Source organism: Streptomyces sp. NBC_01320 (genome assembly GCF_035974375.1).
Classification (GTDB): domain Bacteria; phylum Actinomycetota; class Actinomycetes; order Streptomycetales; family Streptomycetaceae; genus Streptomyces; species Streptomyces yanii.
The window spans coordinates 209,392-232,006 of record NZ_CP108391.1 but is presented as its reverse complement, the minus strand read 5'-3'; the positions used below and the strand labels follow the sequence as shown (position 1 = coordinate 232,006).

21 protein-coding genes and 2 pseudogenes are annotated in these 22,615 nt (G+C 67.9%); 11 read left to right on the top strand and 12 right to left on the bottom strand.

Annotated elements, in window-relative coordinates; genetic code table 11:
• Positions 1-102: 102 nt before the first annotated feature.
• The 9 genes from OG395_RS56535 to OG395_RS56495 all read right to left on the bottom strand — a co-directional run bounded on the left by OG395_RS56535 (position 103) and on the right by OG395_RS56495 (position 8,576).
• Entirely contained in the window at positions 103-1,014 is a 912-nt protein-coding gene (locus OG395_RS56535) for a glutaminase (protein ID WP_327249971.1), read from the bottom strand.
• Positions 1,015-1,330: 316 nt separating this feature from the next.
• On the bottom strand, positions 1,331-2,263 hold the full coding sequence (locus tag OG395_RS56530; RefSeq protein ID WP_327249970.1) for a PfkB family carbohydrate kinase: 933 nt from the start codon (positions 2,261-2,263) through the stop codon (positions 1,331-1,333).
• A 402-nt stretch (positions 2,264-2,665) separates the two neighbouring features.
• On the bottom strand, positions 2,666-3,451 hold the full coding sequence (locus tag OG395_RS56525) for a sigma-70 family RNA polymerase sigma factor (RefSeq protein ID WP_327249969.1): 786 nt from the start codon (positions 3,449-3,451) through the stop codon (positions 2,666-2,668).
• Positions 3,452-3,453: 2 nt separating this feature from the next.
• Positions 3,454-3,702, bottom strand: coding sequence for a hypothetical protein (locus OG395_RS56520; protein ID WP_327249968.1), 249 nt, complete (start codon positions 3,700-3,702; stop codon positions 3,454-3,456).
• Positions 3,703-3,865: 163 nt separating this feature from the next.
• Positions 3,866-4,330: a RidA family protein gene (locus OG395_RS56515; protein WP_327249967.1), complete on the bottom strand. Its 465-nt coding sequence runs from the start codon at positions 4,328-4,330 to the stop codon at positions 3,866-3,868.
• The gene (locus OG395_RS56510; protein WP_327249966.1) at positions 4,327-5,733 is read right to left on the bottom strand and encodes an amino acid permease; all 1,407 of its coding nucleotides are present in this window, start codon (positions 5,731-5,733) and stop codon (positions 4,327-4,329) included. Before OG395_RS56510 ends, OG395_RS56515 begins: the two co-directional genes overlap by 4 nt.
• A gap of 52 nt (positions 5,734-5,785) precedes the next feature.
• Positions 5,786-6,970 carry an ArgE/DapE family deacylase gene (locus tag OG395_RS56505; protein ID WP_327249965.1) on the bottom strand — a complete coding sequence of 395 codons (1,185 nt, stop codon included), beginning with the start codon at positions 6,968-6,970 and terminating at the stop codon, positions 5,786-5,788.
• Positions 6,971-7,377: 407 nt separating this feature from the next.
• Positions 7,378-7,503 (bottom strand): hypothetical protein, encoded by a 126-nt coding sequence (locus OG395_RS56500; protein ID WP_327249964.1) that lies wholly within the window; start codon positions 7,501-7,503, stop codon positions 7,378-7,380.
• 89 nt (positions 7,504-7,592) lie between these two features.
• Positions 7,593-8,576 carry a pyridoxal-phosphate dependent enzyme gene (locus OG395_RS56495; RefSeq protein WP_327250156.1) on the bottom strand — a complete coding sequence of 328 codons (984 nt, stop codon included), beginning with the start codon at positions 8,574-8,576 and terminating at the stop codon, positions 7,593-7,595.
• A gap of 15 nt (positions 8,577-8,591) precedes the next feature.
• Here OG395_RS56495 and OG395_RS56490 point away from each other — a divergent pair, with 15 nt between their 5' ends.
• The 5 genes and pseudogenes from OG395_RS56490 to OG395_RS56470 all read left to right on the top strand — a co-directional run bounded on the left by OG395_RS56490 (position 8,592) and on the right by OG395_RS56470 (position 11,730).
• On the top strand, positions 8,592-8,888 hold the full coding sequence (locus OG395_RS56490; RefSeq protein ID WP_327249963.1) for a transposase: 297 nt from the start codon (positions 8,592-8,594) through the stop codon (positions 8,886-8,888).
• Positions 8,889-8,917: 29 nt separating this feature from the next.
• Positions 8,918-9,817 carry an IS3 family transposase gene (locus OG395_RS56485; protein WP_327249962.1) on the top strand — a complete coding sequence of 300 codons (900 nt, stop codon included), beginning with the start codon at positions 8,918-8,920 and terminating at the stop codon, positions 9,815-9,817.
• Positions 9,818-9,888: 71 nt separating this feature from the next.
• Positions 9,889-10,809 (top strand): LysR substrate-binding domain-containing protein, encoded by a 921-nt coding sequence (locus OG395_RS56480; protein ID WP_327249961.1) that lies wholly within the window; start codon positions 9,889-9,891, stop codon positions 10,807-10,809.
• Positions 10,810-10,963: 154 nt separating this feature from the next.
• Positions 10,964-11,215, top strand: a pseudogene (locus tag OG395_RS56475) (IS701 family transposase); the annotation flags it as partial.
• Between the two features lie 155 nt (positions 11,216-11,370).
• Positions 11,371-11,730, top strand: a complete 360-nt coding sequence (locus OG395_RS56470; RefSeq protein WP_327249960.1) for a transposase — start codon at positions 11,371-11,373, stop codon at positions 11,728-11,730.
• A 284-nt stretch (positions 11,731-12,014) separates the two neighbouring features.
• On the opposite strand, the gene OG395_RS56465 is transcribed toward OG395_RS56470, so the two are convergent.
• Positions 12,015-12,176: a hypothetical protein gene (locus OG395_RS56465; protein WP_327249959.1), complete on the bottom strand. Its 162-nt coding sequence runs from the start codon at positions 12,174-12,176 to the stop codon at positions 12,015-12,017.
• A gap of 324 nt (positions 12,177-12,500) precedes the next feature.
• On the opposite strand from OG395_RS56465, the gene OG395_RS56460 reads away from it, so the two are divergent.
• The 5 genes from OG395_RS56460 (at position 12,501) to OG395_RS56440 (ending at position 19,511) form a co-directional block, all read left to right on the top strand.
• Positions 12,501-13,301, top strand: coding sequence for an RICIN domain-containing protein (locus tag OG395_RS56460; RefSeq protein WP_327249958.1), 801 nt, complete (start codon positions 12,501-12,503; stop codon positions 13,299-13,301).
• 940 nt (positions 13,302-14,241) lie between these two features.
• Positions 14,242-15,336: a sugar-binding transcriptional regulator gene (locus OG395_RS56455; RefSeq protein ID WP_327249957.1), complete on the top strand. Its 1,095-nt coding sequence runs from the start codon at positions 14,242-14,244 to the stop codon at positions 15,334-15,336.
• Between the two features lie 359 nt (positions 15,337-15,695).
• The gene (locus tag OG395_RS56450; protein WP_442818842.1) at positions 15,696-16,634 is read left to right on the top strand and encodes a CAP domain-containing protein; all 939 of its coding nucleotides are present in this window, start codon (positions 15,696-15,698) and stop codon (positions 16,632-16,634) included.
• A 376-nt stretch (positions 16,635-17,010) separates the two neighbouring features.
• Positions 17,011-18,273, top strand: a complete 1,263-nt coding sequence (locus OG395_RS56445; protein ID WP_442818821.1) for an IS701 family transposase — start codon at positions 17,011-17,013, stop codon at positions 18,271-18,273.
• 407 nt (positions 18,274-18,680) lie between these two features.
• Positions 18,681-19,511 (top strand): IS5 family transposase, encoded by an 831-nt coding sequence (locus OG395_RS56440; RefSeq protein WP_327249954.1) that lies wholly within the window; start codon positions 18,681-18,683, stop codon positions 19,509-19,511.
• On the opposite strand, the gene OG395_RS56435 is transcribed toward OG395_RS56440, so the two are convergent.
• Entirely contained in the window at positions 19,429-19,995 is a 567-nt protein-coding gene (locus OG395_RS56435) for a hypothetical protein (protein ID WP_327249953.1), read from the bottom strand. The genes OG395_RS56440 and OG395_RS56435 overlap by 83 nt on opposite strands.
• A 176-nt stretch (positions 19,996-20,171) precedes the next feature.
• Here OG395_RS56435 and OG395_RS56430 point away from each other — a divergent pair, with 176 nt between their 5' ends.
• Positions 20,172-21,764, top strand: a complete 1,593-nt coding sequence (locus OG395_RS56430) for an IS1182 family transposase (RefSeq protein WP_327248597.1) — start codon at positions 20,172-20,174, stop codon at positions 21,762-21,764.
• Between the two features lie 113 nt (positions 21,765-21,877).
• On the opposite strand, the pseudogene OG395_RS56425 reads toward OG395_RS56430, so the two are convergent.
• Positions 21,878-22,276 (bottom strand): annotated as a pseudogene (locus OG395_RS56425) (IS200/IS605 family accessory protein TnpB-related protein); the annotation flags it as partial.
• Between the last annotated feature and the right edge of the window lie 339 nt (positions 22,277-22,615).

The following is a 22,615-nucleotide window of genomic DNA, read 5'->3' as shown; positions in this document are numbered from 1 at the left end:
GCCCAGGCCGATGCCGACCACCGACCCGGTCGCCGCGAGCGGTTCCGGCTGGTCCTGTTCGGCGGTTAGCACGTAGCCTTGGGATGCCGCTCCGCCAGCGTCTCAGAATACAGAGAGCCCGGTGGCGGTCGTGAATGCCTCGATCGCCGCCACTGCGCCTACGGAGTTACCAGCCCGGTCCAGGGCAGGACTCCAGGCGCACAGCGCCGCCCGGCCCGGCAGTATCGCGAGCACCCCACCCCCGACGCCGCTCTTGGCAGGCAGACCGACCCGGTAGGCGAACTCCCCAGCGGCGTCGTAGGTCCCGCAGGTCAGCAGGACCGCGTTGACACGCTTGGCCTCGGTGCTGCTGAGCATCCGCGTTCCGTCGGCCCGCACCCCGTGACTCGCGAGGAAGCGGCCCGCGAGGGCCAGGTCGCGACAGCTGGCGCTGATGGAACAGTGAGCGAAGTACTCCTCGAGCACGACGGCGACAGTGTTGTCCAGATTGCCGTGGCTGGCGATGAAGTGGGCCAGGGCTGCGTTCCGGTGGCCATGGGCAGCCTCGGACGCGGCGACCGTCGGATCGATGCTGATCCCGGGATTTCCGGACTCCGCTCGGAGGAAGCCGACGACGCTCCGGGACGCGGCCCCGGTCAGCGTCTGCAGCCGGTCGGTGACGACGACGGCGCCAGCGTTGATGAACGGATTGCGCGGGATGCCGCGCTCGGCCTCCAGCTGCACAAGTGAGTTGAAAGGCGTCCCGGAGGGTTCTCGCCCGACACGGGTCCAAAGCGCGTCCCCGCCCTCGGCCAGGACCAGTGCCAGGGAGAACAGCTTTGAGATGCTCTGGATGGAAAAGGGCTCCTTCCAGTTCCCCACGCCGTGGAGCTCACCGTCGACCGTGGCCAGCGCCATCCCGAAGGCATCCGGGACCGCCCCTGCCAATGCTGGGATGTAATCGGCGACATGCCCCTTTCCCGCCTCGCGGCGACCCGCGACCATCGCCGTGCGCAGGAATTCCGGGTAGTCCATGCCGTCCTTTGGGGTTGCGTTGATGATTCCTGCGCAGAATAGCGTCCGCTCACACCGCCCCGCGCACGTTGCCGCATTCACTCTGCACGGTGGCCGCGCGTACAGCAGTGGACCTTTCTGGGTCTGAAACCTGGCATCCTTACGTTTTCGAACCGTCGCCCCAGACCACCCGAGATACCGTCTCTAACCAGTGACTTGGCCCCACTGAGCCACTTCCAACCCGAATGCCCTAATAGCCGGTACGCAGCACTGTCTCGCGGCGTTCTTCCGCCGTTGACAACTGGCGAGAGCGTTCCTTCTGCATGTGAGAGCGGCGTCAGGTGCGGGCCGACCCTGAAGGTTCCGCGCCGACCTGTCCGCACATGGAGGCGGCCGCCTCGGAGGCGAAGCTCAGCATGGCCTCAGCCTCGCGAGCAGTGAGTACCGCCGCCGACCGGCCTAGCCTGATGCCCGTGGAGCCAAGCCACGACAGCATCCCTGCCGTGAAGGCGTTCCCAGCCCCGATGGTGTTGACGGCATCCATCGGAGCCGCACCGACGGAGAACGGCTCGGCGCCTGCTGTGAAAGCCGTACTGCCCTGAGCCCCGCGAGTCATGACGATCAGGCGCCCGGCCCGGGCAAGTGTCCGGGCGATGGCCTCCGGCTCCCTTCCGGGCCAAAGGCGGACCAAGTCCTCGTCACTGGCCTTGACGACGTGGGCCAGGGATACCAGCCCCCGCAGGAGTCCTCGGCACACCACCGGTTCCAGCATGCGGAACTCACGCACGTTCGGGTCCACCACGAGCAGCGATGTCCGGGCCGCTGCACGAGCCGTAGCCGCGACGACACGCGCGGCTGGGTCGACGACGGAGGCGAGACCGCCCACATATACCGCTTCGAAACGGCTTAGCTTCGGCCTCAGGTCTGGCAGCTGGAAGCTAGCGGTTTCCTTGAAGTGGAAGTTGTAGCTGGCACCGGCCCCATCCGAGTCGACGACCGCCAGCGCCGTGGGAAGGCCCGAACGGACGCAGAACGAAAGGTCGACACCAGCCGAGTCGAGTCGTTCCTCGAGCATCCGGGCAAAGGCGTCTTCACCAAGCCCTCCGGCGAGCGTCGGCGACATCCCCAGGCGGCCCAATCCGACGGCCACGTTGGCCGGCCCGCCGCCGGGCTGCACGTGCAACAAGGCGGGCTCGCCGACCGCCTGCCCCAGCACCGGCACGAGGTCGACAAGCGCCTCGCCGACCACGAGGATGTCTCCGCGACTCATGGCTGCACCACGATCGTGCGGCCGCAACCGGCCCGGAACCGATCGAGCGCTTGCAGATTCTCCCCCAGAGACACGCGGTCGCTGATGAAGATGCCCGGTCGGGCAGGGAGCACAGGCAGATGCCCGTCATGCTGGTGCGCCGCGGGTGCCGCCCCTACCCCCAGGCTCTCGCCCACCCTCCGTTCTCTGCGCTGACGTCGCATGGACATGGAATCTCCTGATCATTCCTGGTGACTGATGGTTTCGGCTCTGTCGAAGGAGCTCGTGAACGCAGTTACGGCGTGGCTTCGATGGCTTCCAGGCGATTCGACGCCTAGGAATTCACGGCTCGACGACCGAGGCGCTCCGCCTGGGCCCGCTCTCCTGCGTCGGACACGGCCGCCGCCAGCGAGTCCAGGATGGTCAGCGCACTCTGTCGGCACGGGCGTCTGCCCGCTCCAGGATCTGCCGCATCAACCGCAGCGCGTAAAACAGACGTGACCTGACCGTGCCCGAAGGGATGCCGAGTTGGTTGGCTGCCTCCTCGACGGAACGCTCCGACAAGTAGATCAAGCGAACCGCTTCGCGGTGCTCGGGTCTGAGCCTCGGCAGAACTCTCTCCACGGTCATGGAGGCCAGGATGTCGGCGTACTTGTCGTGAGTGAGGCGCGTGCCATGTTCCAAAAATGGCTTGTAGGCAACCTCCTGTGGTCGGGTCTGGCGGCGTCGATGGGAGTCGATGAGCAGGTTTTTGGCGACGGTCGTCAGCCAGGCCCGGGTAAATTCAGGAGCGCCGTCAAGCTTCTCGGCGTAGCGCCAGGCGCGCAGCATCGTCTCTTGGACGATGTCTTCCGCCAGTTCCCAGTCGCCGCCGGCCCGTGAGCGCACCAAACACCTGAGGTAATGGGAGTGGTCTTTGTAGACCTGCTCGAGCAGGGCGGTGTGCCTTGCCGGTGTCGGGGCCGAATTCGGTGCTCCGGGCGGCTCTTGCGCCGGCGGTCCTGCCGAGGCCGGGCGCCGCTTCCGCCGCGGAGGCGTCAAGGAGGCGTAATCACGCTGCTTGGGGATGAACGACCGGGGGAGGCACTTCGCAGAAGCGGGAGCGGAGGCAGGCAGTGCAGGCCGGGCGACGGCGCGAATACCAGGGCGTTGTGCTGCGGTGGGAGCGAACAAGGGTTTCTCGTTTCCGGGATGTGGCGCAGGGAACACACCTAGCCCGCAGCGACGAGACGGTGCTTTCTGGCAGGCGCGATGCGAGTGGTATTCGTAGTGCGTGCACGGCGAAGGACTTGGCTGGCGAAGCCGAAGGTGACCACCATGGCCATCAAGGTGGGGCTCAGGAGCATGCCGATGACGATGCCGCCGACCACGGCGAGCGCAAACGGCACGGGGCCCTTGTCGAACGCGGTGCCGAGGACCAGTCGATGACGCCGGTCTGTCCCTTGACCGGTTGCCACCACCAGCCGAAGGAGGTGGATGCCAGGACCACCAGTTATCGACAGGGTTTGATGCTCTCCGTTGTCCGCACCGTCCGCGGTTAAGGGTGCCGCGGGTTGCCCCCTCCCCCGCACCCTCGCACACCCTGAGTCGACGATCAGGCTTCCTCTAGGGCGGCCCGTCTTCTCAGCCGGACAGCTCAACCTGAATCTCGACCTCAACTGGAGCGTTGAGCGGGAGGACCGCGACGCCGACCGCGCTGCGGGCGTGGACGCCCCGGTCCGCCAGGACTTCGCCGAGCAGTTCGCTGGCACCGTTGATGACGCCGGGTTGGCCGATGAAGTCGGGCGCGGAGGCGACGTATCCGACGACCTTGACGACGCGGGCGATGCGATCGAGGTCACCAGCGATCTGCTTCACGGCGGCCAGAGCGTTCAGGACGCAGGTACGGGCAAGTTCCTTGGCCTGCTCTGGGGTGACGTCGGCGCCGACCTTGCCGGTGAGTGGCAGTGAGCCGTCGACGAGGGGGAGCTGGCCGGAGGTGTGTATGAAGGAGCCAGCCTGGACGGCGGGGACGTATGCGGCGAGCGGGGCCGCGACCTGGGGCAGGGACAGGCCCAGGGCTTGGAGGTTCTTCTCCACGGTGCTCATCCTCGTGCCTTTCGGGTGAGGGTGAGGTAGCCAGCGCCGAGCAGGGCGAACCAGCTGGCCCAGACGTACAGCGCCATGCGGGTGTCGGCGTCCATCCCGATGAGGATCAGGACGGAGAGGAGAGCGGCAATGGCGATCCAGTTGGTGACGGGAGCGCCGGGCATCCGGAAGTCGGTGGCGGGCAGGAGGCCGGCGCGGACCTTGCCGTGGTAGCGCAGGTGTGCGGCGAGGATCACCGTCCAGGTCCACAGGCCGGCACAGGTGCCGACGGCCGTGATGTACACGAACGCCTTGTCCGGGGAGACGATGTTGACGACGACGCCGATGCCCATGACCAGTGTGGACAGTGTCAGGGCGGCGAGCGGGAGTCGGCGGCCGTTGAGCCTCTTCACGACGTCGGGGGCTTCGCCGTTGACAGCCAGGCCGCGGAGCATCCGGCCCGTGGAGTAGATGCCGGAGTTGCAGGAAGACAGGGCGGCGGTCAGGACGACGAAGTTCATGATTCCGGCGGCGCCGGGTATGCCGACCTTGGCGAAAACCTGGACGAACGGGCTGACGCCGGGGGCGTATTCGGTCCAGGACTGGACGGACAGGACGACGACGAGTGCGCCGACATAGAAGATCGCGATGCGGACAGGGAGGGTGTTGATCGCCTTGCGGAGGGTCTGCTTGGGGTTTTCGGCCTCGCCGGCGGTGACGCCGACGAGTTCGACGCCGAGGTAGGCGAAGACGACGCCTTGCATGGCGAGCAGGGACTGCCAGGCGCCGTTGGGTGCGAAGCCGCCGTCGGCCCACAGGTGGGTGACGGAGGCGGTGTCCCCGACGGAGGAGAACCCGAAGGTGAGGACGCCGACGCCGATGACGAGCATCGCGATGATGGCGACCACCTTGATTGTGGAGAACCAGAACTCCAGCTCGCCAAAGACCTTGACGGAGACGAGGTTGGCAATGAAGAGGACGGCGAGGGCGGTCGCGGCCGTGGCCCACACCGGTACCGAGGGCCACCAGTAGGCGATGTAGTGGCCGGCTGCGGTCACTTCGGCCATGCAGGCGGAGACCCACACAGCCCAGTACGACCAGCCAGTGACGAAGCCCGCGAAGGGGCCGAGGAACTCGCGGGCGTAGTCGGCGAAGCTGCCGGAGGTGGGACGGTAGGTGAGCAGTTCGCCCAGGGCCCGCATGATCAAGAAGACGATGACTCCGGCCCCGGCGTAGCAGGCGATCAGGCTCGGCCCGATCCGGGCGATGCCGGCGCCGGATCCGTAGAAGAGGCCGACGCCGATGGCGCCGCCGATGGCCATCATCTGGACTTGGCGGGCGGTGAGGCCGCGCTGGTAGCCCTCGTCGGGCGTGCTGTCGGCGGCCAGGCCGTCGCCGTGCCGCTGGTCTACCTGGGTGGTCATGGTGATGCACCTTTCGTTCCGTACAGGGCCCGGGGCGGGTCCGGCCGAGGGCTCAGAAACAGAAGTCGGCGATGGTGTCGGTGAGGATGTCGGTGAGGCGGTCCAGCGAGGCGAGGTCGACGTACTCGGTGGCCGCGTGGGCGCCCGCGCCGTCGGCGCCGAAAAGCAGGCAGGGGATGCCCGCGCGGTCCAGGAGGGCGCAGTCGGTCCAGAAGGGCTCGGCGCGCACCACGGGCGGGTGGCCGAGGGCCCGCTCGGCGTGGCGGGTCAGGGTGCGCACGATGAGTGCCTTGGGGTCAGCCTCGAAGGGCTCGCGGTGCAGGCCGCGGGTCAGCCGGTAGCGGAAGTCGGGGACCGTGGCGGCGAGGTAGTCGAGGACGTCAGTCAGTTCGCGCTCGACGCTGTCGGCACTCTCGCCGGGGACGGTGCGGCGCTCCAGGGTGATGCGGCAGTGCGCGGGGTAGGTGGAGGGTTCCTCGCCGCCTTGAATGACGGAGGCGTGCACGGTGCCGGTGCCCAGGAGGGGGTGTACCGGGCCCTGCGCGAGGCGCCGTCCCAGTTCCTCGAGCGCGACCAGGAAGTGCCCGGCCTTGGCGATCGAGTCGATGCCGAGGTCCGGTCGTGAACCGTGGGCCGCGCGGCCCACGATCTCCACGTCGAACCAGGCGAAGCCCTTGTGGGCGAGGGTCACTTCGAGGTGGCTCGGCTCAGTGACGATCGCCGCGTCGGCCGTGAACGACTCCAGCACCTCCTCGGTGCCCGAGCTGCCGTGCTCCTCATCTGCGACGCAGGCGAGGATGACATCGCCGCGCAGGGGACCGCGGGCGGTGGCGCGGGCCGCGGCGACCATCATGGCCGCGATGCCACCCTTCATGTCGAAGGTGCCGCGGCCGAACATCCTGCCGTCGCGGATCTGCGGGTCGAGGGGGTCCCCGTCGTAGTCGGCGAGGCTGACCGTGTCGAGGTGGCCGTTGAGCATGAGGGAGCGGCCTCCGCCAGTGCCGCGGGCGATCGCGACGAGTGAGGGCCGACCGGGGCGCTTTTCCAGGGCGTGGACCTCGAAGCCGCGGGCAGCCAGCCATTCGCTGCAGAAGTCGGCGATGACGGCTTCGCCGGCCCCGCCCGGTACGAGGTCCGGATTGACGGAGTCGATGGCGATCAGCCGGGCCAGCAGGCGGCCGGGATCCAAGTCCAAAGGATCAGGCAACACTGGAGTCGAGGCAGTCTCAGGGAGCATGAGGGCCTTCCGAAGTCTGACGCCGCGACCGGGAGGTCAGGGGCGGGGCACCCGGGGTGGCGGTGTTTGCCGAGCACTGTGCCCCAGCCGCCTCGGATCGGTCCAGCGAAGGTTTCTGAGTGATAGACATTGGAAATTCCGAACGATGGAGCCCGTGTCCTCCCTGCATGCAGGCATGCTGATCCCGGGGAGCGCCTGTTGGCTCTCCCCGGGATCAGCTGTGGGCTCTGTCTCGGGCGTCTTGGTGTGTGCTGGGGGCGCTGGGGACCGCGCTCAGTCCTGGTTGGCCAGGCGCAGGAGGGTGGTGGCGAGGGCTTCCTCAGCCCGGGCCGTCTGGTCGGGGTTGCGCAGGCCCACGGTCATCTCGGCGCGGGGCGGAACGATGTTGGTCAGGTCCGGGTGGACGATCAGATGGCCGACGGTGGCCCGCAGGTCCCCGTACTCCCCGGAGTCGACCAGCGCGCCATGTCCGGGCCGGGCACGATGGTCAGCAGGCCGAGGACACCGAGTGCGGCGGCGAAGTGGGGCAGCACATTGCCGCCCTCCTCGTGGTCCAGCCGGTCTGGTGCGGGGTGATGAAGGTGCGGTGGTTCAACGCAGGGGTCTTTCGGGTGTTGCGTGTTCAGTGATCGGCGGTGGAGTGCGGGTTGGCGGCCTGGCCCTCGGTGCTCACCAGCACGACCACCGAGGTCGCATCGAGTCCCAGTGCCGTACGGCGTTCTTCGGCGCCCACGCCGGTGAGCACCGCGCGGAGACCGGCGAGCGTGGCGGCTCCGCACGGACCCGAGGAGACACCGAGGGCCGCGAGTTCAGCGGCCGCGCCGGTGCTGTCGGCGTCGGAGACGGCGACAGCGGCGTCCAGTCCGCTGTGCAGGTAGGGCCAGGCGATGCTCGAGGGGGTGCCGCAGTTCAACCCGGCCATGTTTGTGTCGCCCGTGGTGACGCTGACGGGCTCACCGACGGTGAGGCTTTCGAGGACGCAGGCCGCGGTCTTCGGTTCCACCGACAACAACGCCGGAGCCCGTCCTGACGGGCGGCTTCGGTAATGGGTGACCACAGCCTGGGCCAGTGACCCCACACCCACCGGGATGGAGACCAGGTCAGGTCCTGCGACGACCCCTTCAGCCGCCAGCTGCTCGTCGATCTCGGCGCAGAGGGTGGAGTAGCCCTCGACGATCCACCCCGGGATCTGCTCATAGCCCAGCCAGGCGGTGTCCTGGACCAGGACCGCGTCCGGCGCGGCAGCCGCCTGGGCCGCCAGGCGTACGGCCTCGTCGTACGGTTCCGCGACCTCGGTGACCTTCGCCTGCTCTGCGACAATGGCCGCCACGGCCTGCGGATGCACGCCCTGCGGGACGAAAACGTGGGCGTGCTGCCCGAGCAGGCGTGCCGTGCGGGCCACCGCCCGGCCGTGGTTGCCGTCGGTGGCGGTCACCAGGGTGACCGGACTCGTTTCCTTGCCACTCGCGGCGCGCTCGGCAAGGGTGCGGTGGACCGCCCAGGACGCACCCAGCGCCTTGAACGCGGGCAGCCCCAGACGGCTCGACTCGTCCTGGATGAACACCCGACTGAGTCTTCCCTCGTAGCGTAGAGACCGTGACTGCAGGGGAAGTTGGGAGTCATGGCGGAGAAGAGGCGGAAGTTCGACGCGGAGTTCCGTGAGGGGGCTGTGCGGATCGTGACCGAGACCGGGAAGCCGGTCGGGCAGGTCGCGAAGGATTTGGGGATCAACGAGACGACGCTGGCGAGCTGGGTCTCGCGGGCCCGCAGGGTCGGCGGGGCCGGGGCCGGCCAGGCGGTGGAGAGCGAGGAACTGGTCCGGTTGCGGCGGGAGAACGCCCAGCTGCGGAAGGACAACAAGGAGCTGGTCATGGAGCGTGATGTCCTCAAACGCTGCATGGTCATCTGGGTGAAGTAGCTGCGGCGGACCCGACGGCTGTCGTCGGGGTGATCAGCGACCAGAAGACCGAGTGCAACATTCCGTATCGCGTCTCGTGCCGTGCTCTGGGGGTGTCGGAGGCGTGGTTCTACAAGTGGCACCGGCGCCCTGACCGGCCGACGAAACGCGAGGTGAGACGGGCCGAGCTGGCGGAGAGGATCCGGTATTTCTTCGACCGGTCGGGCAGGACGTACGGCTCGCCGAGGATCACGCTGGATCTGTGGGAGGAGGGCTGGCAGGTGTCGCGGAACACCGTCGCCGACATCATGGCCGAGCTCGGCCTCCAGGGCCGCAGGCCGCCGCGTCGGCGCAAGTCGCTGACGCGGCAGGGCAAACGGAAAGCCTCTCCTGACCTGGTGCGACGCGGGTTCGACGCCATCGCTCCGGACGTGCTGTGGTGGGGCGACATGACCGAGATTGACACCGGCGAGGGCAAGCTCTACCTTGCCTCCGTCCACGACGCGTTCTCCCGCCGGGCACTCGGTTACGCCATGGGTTCCCGGCACGACACCGCCCTGGTCAGCGCCGCACTGCAGATGGCGATCGCCACCCGGGGTGGCGAGGTGGACGGCGTGATCTTTCATTCGGACCGCGGCTCGGAATACACCAGTGCGGCGTTCCAGCAGCTCTGCGGCCGGTGGGGTGTCGTGCAGTCGATGGGGCGCGTGGGGTCGGCGCTGGACAACGCCGCCGCGGAGTCGTTCCACTCTGTGCTGAAGGTCGAGTACGTGCACCGGCACCGCTTCGACACCCGGGCCGAGGCCAGGATCAAGACCGCGACCTGGATCACCGACTTCTACAACACGAGGAGGCGCCACAGCGCCGCCGGCGGGCAGCCGCCCGTCACGTTCGAGAACACCATCCAAGAAGCACGCAACCACACCCACCATCAGGGCCAAGTTGCATAACAAGGTCTCTACGAAATCAGGGGATTGACACTTAGCTATCGCTCCGCGTCGGTGAGGAGAGCGGTCTGCCGATGTTCGACCTGCACCGACTGCGCCTGCTGCGCGAACTCAAGCACCGCGGCACCCTGGCGGCCGTGGCCGCAGCCCTGTGCTACGCCCCGTCTTCCGTCTCCCAGCAGCTCTCGCAGTTGGAAGGCGAAGTGGGCGTTCGGCTGCTGGAACCGGTCGGGCGGCGGGTGCGGCTGACCGAGCAGGCCGAGATCCTCGTCGCCCACACCGAAGCCGTTCTCGAACGCTTGGAGCGCGCGGAGGCGGACATCGCCACCTCCCTGACGGACCTGACCGGCACCCTGCGCATCGCCTCGTTCCAGACGGCCGCCCTGGCCCTGGTTCCCACCGCGCTCGACCTCCTGCGTGATCGGCACCCGCGCCTGCGGGTCCACGTCGCACACATGGAGCCGGAAAAGGCCCTGCTTGCCCTGCAGGCCCACGACTTCGACCTGGTCCTCACCGAGGAATACCCCGGCAATCCCAACCCGCGGCCCGCCGAACTCGAAGAGGAAGAGTTGCTCGACGACCCCCTCCACCTCGCACTGCCGAAGCCGTCGGACGACGCGCACTCTGGTAGCCCGATGGCGGCACTGCGCTCACTCGCGAACCATCCCTGGGCGATGGAACCGGAAGGCACACCCGCCCGCCAGTGGGCCATGACCCTGTGCCGCAACGCCGGCTTCGAACCCGACGTACGGTTCGAGACCACCGACCTCCTGCTCCATGTCCGCCTCGTCGAGCAGAAACACGCCGCCGCCTTCCTTCCCGACCTCGTCTGGTGCGGACAGCGCCCGACCGTCACTCTGCGGCAGCTCCCCCGCGACCAGCACACACGCTGCATTTTCACCGTCGTACGCCGTGGCCGCAGCCAGCACCCCGCCATCCTCGCCTGCCGGGACGCCCTCCGCCGCGCGGTCACCCTCCGCTCCAGCCAGGCCTAGGACGGCGGCTCACCGTTGCAGGTCGTGTTCTCCCGGTGTTTCTACGGAATTCAAGGCTGGTCCTGTGTTGTCGGGTCACGCCAAGAGACCGCGGCCGCGCCCGTGAGGCGGCAAGCCATCAGGTCGGTTATGACCAGGTGGACCGCCGCCTCGCGAGGAATGCTTCCAGAATGCGAAGAACGAATGCGGCCTGGACCAGTACGAAGTCCGCCGCTACGTCGGCTGGTACCGGCACATCACACTCGTAATGCTCGCGCACAACTTCCTCGCGGCGATGACCGTTCAGAAACGCGAAAAAGGGGTGACGCGGCCGACACACCCGACCTCGTGGACCTCACCCCGGAAGAAATCCGTCGTCTGCTGGCAGTTGAACCCCGCCGCCCTGCACGACGCGATCACGCAATGAGCTGGTGGCGCTGGAGACGGAGCCCAGGCCGGCGCCCGCCTCCGGGAGAATGACCTGCGCGCCCGGCTGGCCGCCGCGCGGAGTATCCGCACCGCCGCTGACGTCGACCGCCAACCCGCGGACACCTCACGATCCGGCGCCGCGGCCGCATCCTCGTGGGCACAAGAGGTGGAGGCCGCTTTGGAAGCAGCCGCCGACGAAAGGGCCGCCGGCTCAGCCTCTACCCCCGTGAGCTCACCGAGGCCATCCACACCGCCCGCGCCCAGCAACAGAACGGAACCTGGCAACGTGACTATGCGCTCCGCGCCGGGGTCGAGGGCGCCATCCGCCAGGCCACCCACACCACCGGCCTACGCCGAGCCCGCTACCGCGGCCTCGCGAAGACCCACCTCGACCACACCACCAGCGCCACCGCCCTCAACCTCATCCGACTCGCAGCGTGGTGGAACGGCCACCCCCTCGGCCGCGGCAGCCACAGCCACCTCGCCAGACTCCAACTCCGCCTCGCGGCATAACCGTTGGAATTAGCCACCAAGATCGCGCAGGCACGGGTCGACAGGCCGTGTGCTGCAGAGGCTGCGGCCTATGCCGTTGCGAACTCGCGCGAACGAAACCGCCTGGGCAGCGTAGTGAAAGGCAACAGGGCGATCCACGCGCGGCCGCGGGCCGCGCACCATGCGCATTACTGAAGGTCGGCATAACTACCCGTCAAGCTCACCCGCCATGCGGAAAAGTGGAGGAACATACGATGCCCAAGGGACGACGGCCAGACAGTGGCGAACGCCTGACTGAGATCGGCTCAGGCGAACTCGCCCCGGTGATCGCCGCTCGCCGAGCGTCCGTGCGTCGCCCGGTTGTAATGTCCGTAGTGGCGGGCGACTCCGGTGAGGCCCTGGCAGCGGTCGCCGTACAGGCGGATACCGAAGAGGGGGCCCCCGCCGCGCCCGCGACCGGCGCGCACGAGCCCGAGGCTGCCGAGGGGAACACGGAAGCGGCGCAGAGCGACGAGAAGACGACGCGGGAACAGACGGGGACGGAGTCCCGGGAGAGGGACTTGCACCGCCTCGCCCATCTTGGCAAGGCAGGGAAGGAATCCAGCAGGGGCGCAGCCGCGTCCAGCGAGACAGAGGCTGGCGCCGACGCCCCGCAAGCAGAAACCGCGCGGAGTGCCGAGAGGGGCGGAGCCGCCGGGAAGGGGGATGTCGGCCCTGACACTCCGGACGGCACCGGGCCGTTGGAGGACGGTGCTAACAGACGGTCCTGGGGAGGCCGCCCCAAGAAACCGATGCTGGCCGCCGCGGCGCTGATCGGCGCAATATTGCTCGGCGTCCCGCTCCTGCTTGTGGGAAAGGACCACGACAAACGCCAAGACACAGCCGCGAACTTGCCCCGGGACACGGGGCTGACGGTTTCCGGCACGACGGGCGGAGAACTCGGGAACTACGTTCCGCAACCGCCGTCCACCAGCTCGGACACCGCCTCGCAACCGGGCGGATCACCGGAGTCGAAGAAGCACCATTTCAAGAAGACCGCGTCCGATGGCAAACCGAAGACGGTCACCGCTTCCCCCAGCAGCGACAGCGGAAAAGTACGACAGAGTGCGCCACGGCCCCAGACATCCGGCACGGCAGAGCAGAAGAAGCCGAGCGCCTCCAACGCACCGGCCGCCGAACCTGTCACGCAAGGCCGCTGGGCGACGTACACCTTTAGCATGACGAACCGGCTCCTCGGCAAGTGCCTGGTCAAAAACTCTTCCTCCAGATACGTCGCACAGAGCTCCTGCAACAACGACAAGTGGCGGCTCAACTTCGTGGGCGACGGCACGTATCTGATCAAGAACGTGGCGGCTAATCAGTGCCTGGACACCAACGGCAAGGACATGTACTTCTCTGGCTGCGCCACAGGGGCCACCGGACAGCGCTGGAGCCTTTACGCGGGGGAAGGGTGCAGCCTCGTGATCGCGAGCCACCGCTACGGCGACTACCTGACGGCGTGGTACGACGGAACGGTCACCCTGGCGGACCGCAGCACGGTGGACAATCCGAGCAAATACATGTGGGAAGCCCCGTCGCTGCGCAGGTGCTGACGATCCGCGGCCGGGGCGCACCGTCCGCGCGAAGCGCGTTCGACGGCCGTCACCGTCTGCAGTATCACTCCGCGGCACGGCTTGCCGCCGTCGGTGGAATCCGCCATCGATGAGACGTCGGTGGTGCGTTACGGTGCGGCGGCCGGGCTTCTTGGCCGTTGCGCCGGGTATCACCGCCGGGCCCCAGAGTTCTGTCCTCAACGTGTCCCGCGCCCGCGTGAAAATCTCGTTCTGAGCCGTTGACCACGTACGTCGTCTCGCCCTCGGTCAAGCGGCGTGCCGGTACCCATTGATCAGACCGCTGAGCAGTTGGGTGCGATGGATTCCGTTTCTCCAACGGGAGGGCAGGAGCCAGCTGTTCGGTCACCGAGTGCGCAGGAAGGACGACCAAGTGTCCCGCCGCCCGATTGGGTGCGGGCGGAACTTTCGCACGGCGCAGCCCTGTCCGCACTGTTGCCCGCCGAGATGGTGATGCCCAACCGGGCCGGCGCCCCTTGTACGCGGTGGTGCCCCCACAGCGGGTTCTCACGAGCCAGGCGCAGGATCAACTCCCGCGTATCCTCCGGTACCGGCAGTCTACCCGGCTTCTTGCTACAGAAAGGTTCACGTGTTCGCGATCAGCCCCCGGTGCCGGCGCAGCAATGTCGCCGGGGTGACGAAGAAGCTGCTCCAGCGTTCTCTGGGAAGCAGCCTCGACAACGCCGCAAGCAGTACTCGGTCCCTCCGAGCTCGCCCTCGGCCTTCCTGCCGAGCCGTCGCGGCAGGCGGGCCGCCAGCCAGCCGTAGTAGACGGAACGGCCGACCTCCACGACTCGGCACAGGGTGGCGACACCCTTCCGCGTCCCTCAGCAGGAAGTTCACTGAACCCGGGCTCAGCTGCTGCGTCTGAGTCTATGAGGCCGCCGGAAAGTCATCTCGTGCGCCACTGAGGAAGTTAGACATGGCTGGATCAGACACGAGCAGCTCACAGCCCTCGCTGCCGCCGAAGGAGATACTGCTTGCCGCCTCCGTCGCCCGACGGTTCTATCTCGACAACCAGTCCAAGGTGGAGATCTCCAAGGAGTTCGACATCAGCCGGTTCAAGGTCGCCCGCCTGCTGGAGGCGGCCGTGGCTCTGGGCATCGTGGAAATAAGCATCACGGTCCCGGCCGAGATCGACACCGAGCTGTCCACGGCGATGCGCCGACGATTCGGACTCAAACACGCGATCGTGGTCAAGGCAACAGCCGACGGCCCCGGAGGCCCGGAACCGGTCACCCAATGGCTGGCCCCGACCGCGGCCCACCTCATCGCGACGATGGTGGAGCCGGACGACGTGCTCGGGCTGGCATGGGACCACACTGTGAATTCCGTGACCGAAAGATTCACCAAGTTGTCGCTGTGCACCGTCGTCCAGTTGACCGGGGTCCACCCGCTGGAGTCCATCACCGCCGACTCCGGCGCGGCAGTCCGCAGGGCCGCGGCCGCCTCCGGCGGCAAGAGCTACCCCATTTACGCGCCACTGGTCCTGCCCAACAAGCTCACCGCCGACATCCTCCGCTGTCAGCCGGACATCGCTGAATCCCTCAACCAGTTCGACCGGGTCACCAAGGCGGTCATGGCCATCGGCGCCTGGGGGAGCACCCTCTCCACCGTCTACGACAGCCTGACCGTGAACGAACGCGAGCAATACCGCGGGCTCGGCGTCGTCGCCGAGATGGGGGCTCTGCTGTTCAACAGGGACGGCAGGGTGATCTCCACCGAATTGAACGACCGCGTCATCTCCGTCGGAAGCAAACAGTTCCGCCGCATCCCCGAGGTGATCGGCGTCGCGGGAGGGATTCAGAAGGCCGAGGCGATCGGCGCCGTCCTCAGGTCCGGCCTGCTGACGAGCCTCGTCACGGACAGTTCGGCGGCGCTCCACAGCCTGCGTGGCTCCCCCTGCAGCGAGCCATACGGGGAACCCAACCTCGGTCCGCGGTTGCGTACGGACACCGCGGAGGTCGTCCAGGACACCTCTCACATCGGGCTCGCGGAGCCTGCCTGCCTTGGATGAGGCGGCGGGCCAACGGCGGATGAACGAGCTACTCCCGGGCACGACCGTGGCATTGCCGCAGGGAGCGCTGTACATCCGGGTGCCCCGCCCCTTCGACCTCGCCCTGGCGATGACCGACGGCGACGGGCGGGTCGCGGGGGCCGACGGCCTCTTCGTCCCCGGGCAACCGCCCGCTCCCGGGCTCCGCCCCCACGGTGACACCTCCACCGTCGACCCAAGACGGCTGCGCCCGGGAACCTCAGGAGCCATGGTGATCGTCACCTCCGCCGTCCCACGGACTCCCCTCAGTCGGCTGCCGTCGCCCCGGATGAACGTCACCAGCACAGACGGAATGCTGCTGGCCCGGTTCCGTCCACCACATCCCGGCCCGGACCTCTTGGCGCTCGCCCACATCCACCGTCACGGCGCCGGCGGTCGGTCGGGAGAGAACCGGAGCACCGATCGCGGCGAACCGCTCGACGGCGACCCGACCCTGGCGTTCGTTCCCCGGGCGAGCGTCCAGTGGCGAGGGTCTTCAGGAGACTCTCCTGGCGCTGCTCAACGCCGAACGGATCCGTTACTACGCACCGCCGTTGGCCCTGGACGACCGGCTCGCGATCGCCGCACAGGAGCACACGGTCGCCCTGGCCGCGCAGGGACGGCCCGGCCGGGAGAACCCCGAAGGAATCTCGATCTGCCAACGCGTCAAGGCGGCCGACTACTGGGCCGTCACCGTCACCGAGCACATGGTCCGGGGGCCTCGCACGGCCGCGGAGTTCGCCTATTCCTGCCAACAGGCCGCGCAACGGTGGCGGCCGGCGCACCTGGACGAGGAACTCGTTCACATGGGCACAGGGCGCGCGGTGGACGACCTGCGCGGAGACGTCTACTGGACCGTCGTATGGGCCCGGCCGTTCACGACGCAGGCGCTGGCCGAGCTGATGATCGAGGTTCTCGTACTCACCAACGCCGAACGCGCGGCGGCCGGAGCAGCGCCGCTGCTTGCGGACCTGCGGCTGACCGAGGCGGCCCAGACCCACAGCACAGACATGGTCCTACGGTTCTTCTACTCCCACACCAGCCCCGAGGGGCGAGAGCCACGGCACCGGGCCCGTGCAGCGGGCTGGCCCCACCCCGTCGTCGGCGAGAACATCGCCTGCGGCCAGCTCACCCCGGCGCAAGTGGTACGCGGCTGGATGGACAGCCCCGCCCACCGCGCCAACATCCTCAACCCGACCTTCACCCACCTCGGTATCGGCTACGCAGCCGGCGGCCTGGCGGGCGGCTACTGGACACAGCTCTTCGGCACGAGTGGTTGAACACCGGAGTCCTTGAGGCGGCAGCTCAGCTGGGGCGAGGGGCGTAGTGCGGTCGAGAAGTCGGAGCATTAACCGTTCCTGACGAGTGTGCACGAGTGAGTCTTGTACCCACTGCTGCGTGCTGGGCGCGTCTCGAACGGTTTTGGATGTGTTGGGTTCCGCGTACGTTTCCCACTCGGCGACGGTCCTTCGTGGGCAAGGCCCGTTGTGGGTGGTCCGATCATCTCACGCGCCGGATACCCGGTCCGGCCTTGGACGGTCCGATGCCCTGCACACTCACTCCTGTCGTGTGGGGGCGGTGACGTCTTTCCCTAGTAGGACTTTGTTAGGTACCCCAAGTGATCCTCGTTGGATAGATCGTGATCTTCTTTCAGGTGTGACTCCTGAGGAGATGGAAGAGGTCCGTCCGCGCCTGGAGGCGTTCGCGGCCCAGATGCTGGGCTCGTTGGCGCGTCGGGACCAGCGGGCCAAGGGCGAGATGTACCTGCGTGGGCTGATGCTGGACGGTAAGCGCAAGTCGATGCAGCCGATGGCCGAGCGCCTGGGCGTGGACCACCAGCAGCTTCAGCAGTTCGTGTCCTCCTCCACCTGGGACTACTCCAAGGTCCGGGAGCGGCTGGCCCGTTGGGCTGCGGCGCACATCTCGCCCGAGGCGTACGCGATCGATGACGTCGGCTTTCCCAAGGACGGCCACGACTCGCCGGGAGTGGCGCGGATGTACTGCGGCGCGCTGGGCAAGCGGGGCAACTGCCAGATCGGGGTCAGTGTGAACCTGGTCAGCGACCGCGCGTCCTCGGCCGTCGACTGGCGCCTGTTCCTGCCCGAGAACTGGGACGACACCAAGCACGGCGAAGACCCGCTACTGGCCGAGGCGATCCAGCGCCGCCGGGCCAAGGCCGGAATCCCGGACACCGCACGGCACCGGGAGAAGTGGCGCCTGGCCCTGGACATGCTGGACGAGGTGCGCGGGGACTGGGAGTTGCCCGACCTTCCGGTCGTCGCCGACGCCGGATACGGCGACGCCACGGGCTTCCGTGAGGGCCTGACCGAGCGCGGTCTGACCTACGCGGTCGCGGTCAAGGCCACCACGACCGCCCACCCGGGCGACGCCACGCCCGAGCGACCACCGTACTCCGGGCAGGGCCGCCCTCCCGTGCCCGCCTACCCCCAGCCGCACACCACCCTGCGCGCGCTGGCCCTGGCCGCCGGACAAGCAGCCACCCGCACCGTCACCTGGCGCCAGGGCAGCAAGGCCACCAAGCACAACCCACGGGCCGAGATGCGCTCACAATTCCTGGCCCTACGGGTCCGCCCGGCCAACCGACACATCCGCCGAAACGCGGACGGCTCCCTGCCCGAATGCTGGCTGCTCGTCGAGTGGCCTCCCGACTCCGCCGAACCAACCGGCTACTGGCTTTCGACGCTGCCCTCCGACACCCCACTGCGCGAGCTGGTACGAATCGCCAAAATCCGCTGGAGAGTTGAGCACGACTACCGCGAGCTCAAGGACGGTCTCGGCCTGGACCACTTCGAGGGCCGCAACTACCTCGGCTGGCACCGCCACGTCACCCTCACCTCCCTCGCCCAGGCCTTCTGCACCCTGCTCAGACTCGACCCAAAAGCCCCTGCGCCGGCCTGACCCTCTACGCGGTCCTCCGCGAACTCCAGGCCCTCCTGGCCACCTGGACCGGCGCCTGCTCGATATGCGGCCAACCCGCACCAACCCCCGAACCCCACCACAGGACCTAACAAAGCCCTACTAGAAGACTGCTGAGTGCGTTGTGGCAAACCGGATCTCGTTCGAGGTGTGCGGCAGTGGGTGATCATCTGGACGGGGGTTCGGGTGCGGCTGCGGGCATGAAAGAACGGGCCCCTTGGTAGTGACGCGGTTACGACACCCAGCACGACCAAGGAAGCCCGTTGCCTGATCAGTTGAGCAGTACCGCTGTGTCTGCGTCCACCACGGTCACCCCTGGGTGTGACTGCTACGTGCACCGGTTCGGTTCGATCGCTCCGGAACGGCGGGCGGGCTGCTATCCCAGTGACATGACGGATGCGGAGTGGGCAGAGGTCCGCGCCGCGATGCCGGTGCCGGCGTGGCTCCTCAGGCGGGGCGGGCGTCCGGAGGCGTTTTGCCACCGCGAGATGCTTGACGCGGTGCGCTACCTCGTCGACAACGGCGTGAAGTGGACGGCTCTTCCGGTCGATTTCCCGTACTGGCGGGCGGTCTACGACTTCTTCCGCCGCTGGCGGTCCTACGACTACGTGCGTGAACTGTACGAACGCCTGAGACGTTCGGCGAGGGAGCGCGCAGGCCGCAACGCCGAGCCCAGTGCGGGAATCATCGACAGTCAGTCGGTGGACGCCTCCGAGACCGTCGGCGAGGACAGCCGCGGATACGACGGCGGCAAGTCACGCGACGGACGCAAGCGTCACATCCTGACCGACACCGAGGGCCTGCTCCTGGAGGTCACCGTGACCACAGCAGACGTCCACGACTCCAAGGCCGCCCCCGCACTGCTGGAGACATTCATGGACCAGCCGGGCCGGCTGCTGAAACTGGTGTGGGTCGACAGTGCCTACCAGGGTCCGGCGCTGGCGAAAGCGTTCGCCCGTCACGGAGTCCGGATCGAGGTCGTGCGCCGATCCGACGGACAACGCGGATTTGTCGTACTGGCCCGCAGGTGGGTGGTGGAGCGAACGCTGAGCTGGCTCTCCCGCTCACGCCGCCTCAACCGCGACCACGAACGCCGCCCCGATCACCACCAGCAGATGGTCTGGTGGTCCGCCGTGATCAGGCTGTCGCGCCAGATGGCCGGGGACGCCCCGCGCTGGCCGGAGAAGCGTCCCGGCCGACGGCCCCGGGCGCGGGCATGAACCGTCCGTTCTTCTCCCGTACCAGCCAGCCCCGCTTCTCGAGCGCGTAGGCACGGTGACGGATCTTCTCCACCTCGTTCTTGATCTCCGCATCCCGGCCCACCATGCGCGTCAGCTCCACCCCGCTCACCGGCCCCGAAGCAGCCACCGCCGCGGCGAACACCTCCCGATACAGGTCGCTGAGCACCTCCTCACCCATGCCCGACCGCCACATCGGCAGCCGCTCGCCATACCGCGCGCCGGAACCTCCCGATCCCTCAGCGGCAGCCGCCTCACCACCAGACGGCACGGAAACCGGCGTATTCACCGCGCTCTCCTCGGCCAGCACCGACACGAGCTCCTCACGCCCCACCCGGGCTCGCTCGACTCGCTCCCGTGCGGCATCCACCTCCGCCTGAGCCTGCTCCAGGACCTCCGTCCATGACTCGAGCTCCTGCCTTGCCCGCGCCTCACGCCGTTCCATCAACCCCAGCACCGACGGCATAGCAACCTCCTCGGTCAACAACAAGCCGTCCGCTGCCTGCCCCTACCCCTCCACGAACATGCCGTGCACACGAAGAAGCCCCTGCTCATCGAACAGGGACTCCCTTTGCCACAACGCACTGAAAATCTTTTGCGTTCTGGCCCCGGACTGGCAGGTCCGGGGCCAGTCTTGTGAGCATGCAGGGGGAATGGGCCGGGGAGATGGTCGGGCCGGATGTGTGGGAGACCTGCCGGGAGTTGATCCCGGCAGGGAGTGTGTTCGCTTTCCTGGCCGAGCATCGTGAGGTGCTGTTCCCGCCGGAGTTCTTCGCGGACATGTATCCGTCGGCCAACGGACGGCCGTCGTTGCCGCCGCAGGTGCTGGCCGCGACGGTGGTACTGCAGAGCCTGCAGGGGCTGTCGGACTTCGAGACAGTCCAGGAACTGCGATGTGACCTGCGCTGGAAGGCCGCCTGCGGGCTGGGCCTGTACGACACCGCCTTCGATCCCTCGCTGCTGACCTATTTCCGGCGCCGGCTCGCCCGCTCGGCCGACCCGACGCGGATTTTCACCAAGGTCAAAGAGGTGGTGACTGCCACCGGTGTCCTCAGAGGAAAGCAGCGCCGGGCGCTGGACTCCACCGTCCTGGACGATGCGGTGGCCACTCAGGACACCGTCACCCAGATCGTGGCCGCGATCCGCCGCGTGATCCGTGAGGTCCCCGGCGCCGGCGAGGTCGCCGGCCGGTGGTGTACTGCTCACGACTACACCGACCCCGGCAAACCCAGGATCGCCTGGAATGACGAAGCCGCCCGCGAGGCGCTGGTCGACGCCCTGGTGACCGACGCGCTCAACATGCTCGGCCGTCTGCCCGAGCGTGAGCTGGGCGAGCGGGCCGCGAACGCGGTGGGCCTTCTCGCCCTCGTCGCAGGCCAGGACGTGGAGCCGGCCGAGGACTCCGACGGCCGCGACGGACGCTGGCGCATCGCCAGGCGCACCGTGCCCGACCGGACGGTGTCCACCGTCGACCCCGATGCCCGGCACATCCACAAGAACCGAACCCGCCACCAGGAGGGCTTCAAAGGACACGTGTCCTTCGAGCCAGAGGCCGGACTGTTCACTGCCGTCGCGTTAACCAGCGGCTACGGGCCGGACAACCACGAGGCCGCCGTCGCGCTGGACCTGCTGGCCGACGAAGACCACAGCGAGGGCGAGACGCTGACCGTGCTCGGCGATTCCGCCTACGGCACCGGCGACCTGCGTGAACAACTGACCGCCCAGGGCCACGTCCTGGTGGTCAAGCCGCCGCCGTTGCGGCAGGCCGTCCCCGGAGGCTTCACCATCGACGACTTCCACGTCGACACCGACGCCGCCACCGTGACCTGCCCGGCCGGACAGACCGCGAACCTGGGCCGCACCAAGGCCGACGGGGGCCGCACCGCCCAGTTCAAACGGCTGTGCACCGGCTGCCCACTGCGGGAACGCTGCACAACCTCCAAGACCGGACGGGTTATCAACGTCCACCCTCAGCACGAACTGCTGACCGCAGCCCGCGTCCAGGCCGCCACCGACACCGCCTGGCAGGACGAATACCGCCGATGGCGGCCCCCGGTCGAACGCGCCATCGCCTGGCTCGTTGCCCACGGCAACCGCAGAGTCCGCTACCGAGGCGTCATCGCCAACAACATCGCACTCCACCACCGCGCCGCCGCCCTCAACCTCCGCCGACTGATCAACCTCGGACTCACCCGCACCAACACCACCTGGCACCTTGCCCCGGCCACCCCATGACGAAGAAGGGGCCGCCCGGCCTACGGCCGAACAGCCCCTCAACAAGATTTTCAGCAGTCTTCTAGGCTCTCAACTCCGTTCGAGCAGCGGGTACTCCATCGTGGATCGCGTAACAGGGCGCGTCGTCCGATCGCGATAGCTGCGGCGTCGTGACGGGACGTGGTGCGGAGTGGGCTGACCAGCGGTGTCTGCCAATACTGGGCACCTCACGTGCTGGTGCAATGAGCTGCCGGAATCGCTTCTGGCTGCTGTGGTTCTCGGTTGTGAAGTCGAGCTTTTCGACGCCGATTGCAGCAGTACCCAGTATGACTGGCCCTGTTGATCAGGCGGGTCAGGGCATGCCTGATCTGCACGTCTCGGTGGCCGGCGGTTCCGGACACGTCGTTGGGGAAACGATGCGGATCACCGACCGGGTTGCCATGGTTGTCGAGCTGATAGCCGGCGTATCGGCCCGCGTTGGTATCAACACCGACCATGCCCCGGGCGCGGGCGGTCTCCAGTGGGATGGTCTGGACAATGGTGCTCTCTGATCTTGGACTGCGCACCCGGAAGCAAATCGTCCTGGGAGGTCGTATTTGAGGTCTGTCCGGCTGTGGGCCGGGCGGGCCCTTTGCGCCTTGGGCGGGTTCACGACTGCTGGGCATCCTGCACCACATGGTGCGGCGTCAACCACAGCTGGTGCCACCGACAACGCAGAGAACTCCGGTACTCCGCGCCTCCGGGCCCTGGATCGCATTCCCGCCTGGCCTGAAGGTCGGGATTCCCTGCGAGGATCAGGGCTGAGTGCCTCAACACGGCGGGGAGACGAGGCCAGTTCCCAAAGGGATCATCACCCCGTGCCTGCGAAGGAT

Coding starts and splice junctions, on each gene's coding strand:
- OG395_RS56535 (WP_327249971.1), bottom strand. CDS start 1,014: ATGGACTACCCGGAATTCCTGCGCACGGCGATGGTCGCGGGTCGCCGC.
- OG395_RS56530 (WP_327249970.1), bottom strand. CDS start 2,263: ATGAGTCGCGGAGACATCCTCGTGGTCGGCGAGGCGCTTGTCGACCTC.
- OG395_RS56515 (WP_327249967.1), bottom strand. CDS start 4,330: ATGAGCACCGTGGAGAAGAACCTCCAAGCCCTGGGCCTGTCCCTGCCC.
- OG395_RS56510 (WP_327249966.1), bottom strand. CDS start 5,733: ATGACCACCCAGGTAGACCAGCGGCACGGCGACGGCCTGGCCGCCGAC.
- OG395_RS56505 (WP_327249965.1), bottom strand. CDS start 6,970: ATGCTCCCTGAGACTGCCTCGACTCCAGTGTTGCCTGATCCTTTGGAC.
- OG395_RS56490 (WP_327249963.1), top strand. CDS start 8,592: ATGGCGGAGAAGAGGCGGAAGTTCGACGCGGAGTTCCGTGAGGGGGCT.
- OG395_RS56480 (WP_327249961.1), top strand. CDS start 9,889: ATGTTCGACCTGCACCGACTGCGCCTGCTGCGCGAACTCAAGCACCGC.
- OG395_RS56460 (WP_327249958.1), top strand. CDS start 12,501: ATGCTGGCCGCCGCGGCGCTGATCGGCGCAATATTGCTCGGCGTCCCG.
- OG395_RS56455 (WP_327249957.1), top strand. CDS start 14,242: ATGGCTGGATCAGACACGAGCAGCTCACAGCCCTCGCTGCCGCCGAAG.
- OG395_RS56440 (WP_327249954.1), top strand. CDS start 18,681: ATGACGGATGCGGAGTGGGCAGAGGTCCGCGCCGCGATGCCGGTGCCG.
- OG395_RS56435 (WP_327249953.1), bottom strand. CDS start 19,995: ATGCCGTCGGTGCTGGGGTTGATGGAACGGCGTGAGGCGCGGGCAAGG.
- OG395_RS56430 (WP_327248597.1), top strand. CDS start 20,172: ATGCAGGGGGAATGGGCCGGGGAGATGGTCGGGCCGGATGTGTGGGAG.